The organism is Trinickia sp., assembly GCF_051961175.1.
GTDB lineage: Bacteria > Pseudomonadota > Gammaproteobacteria > Burkholderiales > Burkholderiaceae > Trinickia.
On sequence record NZ_JBQCDN010000109.1, the window covers coordinates 1 to 5490 of the forward strand.

At 56.6% G+C, this 5490-nt stretch carries 5 protein-coding genes and 1 pseudogene; all 6 read left to right on the forward strand.

Going from position 1 to position 5490, the window contains the following annotated elements:
* The first annotated feature begins 4 nt into the window (after nucleotides 1-4).
* Nucleotides 5-1735 (forward strand): T6SS effector BTH_I2691 family protein, encoded by a 1731-nt coding sequence (locus tag ACTHL0_RS05595; RefSeq protein ID WP_440565602.1) that lies wholly within the window; start codon nucleotides 5-7, stop codon nucleotides 1733-1735.
* Nucleotides 1736-1743: 8 nt separating this feature from the next.
* Nucleotides 1744-2814, forward strand: a complete 1071-nt coding sequence (locus tag ACTHL0_RS05600) for a DUF6708 domain-containing protein (RefSeq protein WP_440565598.1) — start codon at nucleotides 1744-1746, stop codon at nucleotides 2812-2814.
* Nucleotides 2815-2832: 18 nt separating this feature from the next.
* Entirely contained in the window at nucleotides 2833-3090 is a 258-nt protein-coding gene (locus ACTHL0_RS05605; protein ID WP_440565599.1) for a PAAR domain-containing protein, read from the forward strand.
* Nucleotides 3091-3200: 110 nt separating this feature from the next.
* Nucleotides 3201-3494 carry a hypothetical protein gene (locus tag ACTHL0_RS05610; RefSeq protein ID WP_440565600.1) on the forward strand — a complete coding sequence of 98 codons (294 nt, stop codon included), beginning with the start codon at nucleotides 3201-3203 and terminating at the stop codon, nucleotides 3492-3494.
* A gap of 214 nt (nucleotides 3495-3708) precedes the next feature.
* The gene (locus ACTHL0_RS05615) at nucleotides 3709-4800 is read left to right on the forward strand and encodes a DUF6708 domain-containing protein (RefSeq protein WP_440565601.1); all 1092 of its coding nucleotides are present in this window, start codon (nucleotides 3709-3711) and stop codon (nucleotides 4798-4800) included.
* A 240-nt stretch (nucleotides 4801-5040) separates the two neighbouring features.
* A pseudogene (locus tag ACTHL0_RS05620) lies at nucleotides 5041-5490 on the forward strand (hypothetical protein); the annotation flags it as partial.

Below are 5490 nucleotides of genomic sequence, written 5' to 3' on the forward strand. Positions count from 1 at the left end.
CCAAATGACCCGAACGCGCGAGTCGAAGGCTGGACGGGAGAGCAGGACGGCCAGCTTCACGCAGCTGCTTGGCTCGAGAACCCGACGGCCTGCACGGCACAATGAGAGCGTGGACGATTGGAGTGCTTCGACATCCTGCGGGCAAATCTGCCCGAGGCAGCGTTCAAGAGCCGGCAGCCTCGATCAGTCGGTGAAGGACGACGAGAAGAACATGGGCGACATCGCGGCGGCACGGCAAAAGGCGGCCGACGACGCTTGGCTGGACGCATCGACAAAGGTCGACGAGCACGGCAAGCGTGTAAGCGTACTCGACGAGAAGGCGCTGCGCAGCTTTCCCCAGGAATATCAGAAGGCGCTCGACGCCTTCAAACCGAAGTGGGATCCGCTCGTGCAGGCGCATGCTTCCTGGTTGCAATGCGAACTCCTATCGGACTGGATGGCCGGCGTCACTGATACCAAGGACCTGCGTAGCGGCTACGCATATAGTGAGTCGTGCGCGCAAGCTATCGGTGCAGCTGCGGGAACCGATGCGTGCACGAAGGTGCTAAACGACTGGCTGGCCCAGCCACGCCTGTCGAATACGCGCCACCTTTATGCACGTGCCCTGCTGTTCAGTCACGACGATCTAATGACCGCAGCCGATGCGCAGATCCACGGTTCCGACATTCAGTATGAAGCGTTCATGAATATTTACAAGAATGCTCATCTGAGGCTGGAAAAAGATAAAGCCACAATGTCCGATAGGCTCCTAGTGACGACCGCGAACCCGGCCGTTAAGAAGCTGACGACGAAGGCGAACGATGCGGGACTGAAGCTTCTGATGATTCGTTTGCACGTGCAAGGGGGAGTCGCAATCAAGGTAGAGGGCGTCGACCAAATAAAGTTGCAAAAGTGGGTATTGGATGAAGCGAAAGCACAAGGCATCGAAATTGAAGGCAATCGGGTCGAGCGGCGGCAGGCAGCTGCTCAAGCGGCCAAGGATGCGCTGAAAACAGCGTCTGCAAACCCTAGCGTGGCCCTGTTTCAATTCGATACAGACACCCTGGAGCGTACCGGTCGACTGGATGCTGGCGCGATTAAGACCATCAAGGTACCGGGAACTGAAGTCGCGAGGAAATGGCTTGGCTCAGCAGCACCGAGCGACTTTAATCTCGGCGTAGTGACAAGCATTGTTCAGCTGGCGACATTTACCTTCGCATTGAAGGATTTATGCCACAGTGACCAGTTTAACCACGATGACAATCTCAAGAAGTTCCGTATGTGTCTTTTGTCGATGGCGGGGAATTTCGTCGAAACTATTTCAGGCACCGTCAAAGCGTTTGAGGAGTGCCCACATCCGCTATCGGCGTATATTAAGAAGGATTGGTCTCGCTTGGCGCGTTTCGATAAGGCGGGCGTATTTCTAGGGCGCGGGATGGGGGCAGTCGCCGGCGTGGTGCTGGCATGGTCGGACCTGTTCACGAATACTCCGGAGGCGTGGAATCACCAGAGGTACGGGTTGTCGGCGCTGTATGCTGTGACCGGGGGCCTCGGAGTATATGTTGCCATCATGTCAATTTTCGGATCTGTGCCAGCTTTCTGGCCTGTTTTCATCCTTTCGATCGCTATCAGCATTGGTATCTCAAAATTCAAGGATGCCGCCGTAAGAGATTGGACCTCGCATTGCGAGTTCAGTATGGATAAAACGTACAGTACGCTCACTGACGAAGTGAGTGGATTTAATACTGCGATGTGAGGCTAATAATGGAAGAACGTCTATTGAGTAACTGTATCGGCAAGCCCGTCCCCGAGGGGGATTTGGCATGCCGATTACGGATCGATACGCCGGTTGGTCCGGAAATCTCTGATACTGGGACTATCTTTCGGGTCAATTCATCTTACATGGATGTGACCGAGCCATCGTTGCACGAGAAGCACTGGTTCATTTTGGGCACGATTTTTGGCGTCGCGGCGATGGGCACCGGCCCTTACCTGTATACCTTCACCCATAGTGGCCCACCGGCTCCCGAGGGATGGGTGATCACCTTCGATTGTCTAGCGTTACTCTTCTCCGCTGGCTTTGGTAGCTTGGTCTGGAAGCTGGGCCGTGGGTATTTCTTCGGCCTCCGCCACCGCCCCATTAGGTTCCACCGTGGGGACCGCAAGCTATACGCAATCCGAAAGCGCCGCTTCTTCGCGAGACCCGGCGAGGGCGATATCGTTTGGGAAGTCCCTTGGACGAAGGATTCGATTTTCTGCCTGCATTGCGAGGACACGACCTTTGGCAAGGTGTTTCACATCCGCCACAACACCACGGACGAGCACGGCAACGTCACGCGCGTATTTTCGATTGGTCGCGAATGGATGCCACAATCGGAAGTGGAGATGTTGCTCGCGCAGTGGAACTACTGGTGCAAGTACATGAATGAGGGGCCCCGCGACCTGCCGAAACCCATGCTGTTTCATACGGAGAACGAGACGCCACGTGAGTCATTCTTGTATGCGATGTATGGCACCGCGCCCAACGTCCCCGCCTTATTCCGCGTTGTCATCATGCCTTTCATCTTAGTGTTCGCTGTGATGCGGATTATCGCCAACCTCACGTGCCGCAATCCGATCTGGCCGGATGCTATCGAGAAGATCAGTCAGGTCTCACCAGACGACGTATATGCCGAGCCTCGTCCCGGTACGCCGGTCGGTTGGGCCGAGACGGTACTCGCACAGCGCCGAGGTGAATACCCCGACGATCCTTATGCGAGGGTCACCAACTGGACAGGCGAAGCAAGCGCAAAGGCCAACGCTATCCAGTGGTTGAAAAAAGCAATTTCAGCCTGAAAGGACGGCAGAGACTCGATGAAAGACGAAAACGGCCGAGGCGTGATCCGCCTCAACGACAAAACGACCCACGGCGGCGAAGTCATTACCGCGTGCGACGAAATCAAGGCCATGGGGATCCCTGTTGCATTGAAGGACGACATGACATGGTGTCCTCTGTGCAACGGGAATTTCAAGATCCTGCCTGAGAATAGCCAGCGAGATCACCATGGCAAGCCGGTCGCGTATCACAACGATCCGACCGAATGCGGGGCTCGTCTGATTTCGTCGCTGTGATCCACGTCTCGTCACCACACTTCCGGCAGCGCGCCTTGCGCCGGCGCTAGTCTCGCGACGTGTTCAGACCGACACGTCGCCCCGATAGCAACAGAACAACTCAAAAAAACATGGACGATTTCCGCGACGGTGGCCGCATCGTCATCGCAGGTCATGAAAGGCTCGCGACACGCGACGTAATGATCCGATCACTGCTCGGCTCGATGGCCCTTGGCGGCCGACAGGTCGGCTGCGTCGGTATTGTGCCGGGTGTCACCATGCGCGTTCGCACAGGCGACCTGCAGCCCCACAGCGCCGAACAGGCTCACTCGTTTGCAACCGAAATCTGGGAGAAGATTTTGCCGAAGCTGTCCGAGTGGCTGGCGATGCGAAATTCGCCCGCCGTTGCGACGATGCAACTATAGGATTCTATATTGCTTATATCAGTGCATTTCTTCCTGCGACTGTATTGTGCTGGCCTGCGGTTGTCGCGGCGCTGGTGATCGGAATATTGATCGCAATTCACAATGCGAATGCCCTGCACAATTGGATTGCTGGATGCTACTTTGGTACCGATCAAAAGTATTCCGATTTGCACGCCGAGGTGTACGCCTATGACAAGGCTGTTGGAGCATAAGAATGGACGAGTCCAGAATTCGAATTAAGGTTGGTCAGCCCGTCCCCGAGTGGGACATGTTGCCTCGTCTGTCGATCGATCGACCTGTTGGGCCCGATCTTTGGGATGGAGGCACGATTTTTAGTATCAACTCCACCTACATGGATGCAACCGAACAGCCTTTCATGGAGCGGCAATGGGCTGCGCTGGGGACTTTGATCGCGCTGTCCGGGACATTAGCCGGGTGGTGGATCTACCATGTCACCCATATACCGAATGGTCACGTGATGCCGTTCAGTGACCGTTTGATGTTCAATGCCATGTCCTTGGGTGCCGTGATCGTCTTTTGTCGTCTAGCGTACATCGCCGGCAACACAGTATTTTTCGCACTGAAGAATCGCCCGGTCCGCTTCAACCGAAAGGTCAAAAAAATCTTCGCGGTTCGCCGTAGGCGATTCTTCAGCAAGCCGGGCGAAGGTGATGTGGTGACGGAGGTCGACTGGGATAAGGATTCGGTTTTCTGCATCCACCGTACGCCGACGAACTTCGGCCGTGTCTACCACATCCGTTGCTACAAGCTGGACGCTGCGGGCAATGTCCTGGATGCGTTTTCCATCGGGCGCGAATGGCAAGGCGACCGCAACGTCCGTACGCTGCTCGCCCAATGGAACTATTGGTGCAAGTACATGAACGAAGGGCCGCGGGACTTGCCCAAGCCCATGTTGTTCATACCCACGCGCGAAACGATTAGCGACACGTTTTTCTTTGGTATGTACACCCTTGGCATGATCGCCAGCGGCACCGAACGGGTGATTACCATGCCGTTTACGTTGTTGTTCACGGTGCTGCGTGCACTGTCACTCCTGACCTGTCGTCACCCGGTTTGGCCGGATTCGCTCAACGAGATAAATCGCGTGGATTCCGACGACCCGTATGCGGAACCGTCGGGGCGAACACCGGTTGGGTGGGCCGAAACGATTCGCGCACACGAGCGCGGCGAATACCCGGAGAGCCCAAGAGGTGAAGTACCTCACTGGAACGGTTCGAAAGACGGGGTCGAGAATGCTGAAAGATGGGTTAGGGACAAGCCGCCTAAGGGACTTGCTGGCGCCTAAGAACGACCCGGGATGGAAATTGGCACGGTTGCCATTCCGACAGCCTTAGTCTTCGCGGGAGCGATGCTCGGCTTGCCTCGCGATCTCAGTCGACTGCAGGGCTGGCGTCGACTGATTTCGTCGTTGTAGGCCGGCACGTTGGCCCCTCTTGGGGCTGCTTTCCGCGCTCGCGTATGGGTGCGGACGCAGGAAACGTCGCACCAGCAAACCTGCGCGGACAATAAGAAACTTTAGAAAAACATGAACGATTTCCGCGAAGGCGGCCGCACCGTCATTGCCGGCCACAAAACGCTCGCGACACGCGACGTAATGATCCGATCACTGCTCGGCTCGATGGCCCTTGGCGGCGGACAGGTCCGCTGCGTCGGTATTGTGCCGGGTGTCACCATGCGCGTTAGCACAGGCGGCCTACAGCCACATAGCGCCGAACAGGCTCACTCGTTCGCAACCGAAATATGGGAGAAGATTTCGCCGAAGGTGTCCGAGTGGCTGGCGATGCGAAATTCGCCCGCCGGCGCGACGATGCAACTCGGTGATGTGGTATTCGAATTTGGCTGGGAAGAACGACGCCTCATCGGTCCCGGCCAGAAGGACATCGTCGTCAAGCACGACTCCGCGGCCGTGGCGGCATATTTGCGTCAGCGTCGGCAGCGCCCGCTGATAGAACGGCCTCTGACGGCGAACGAGTTG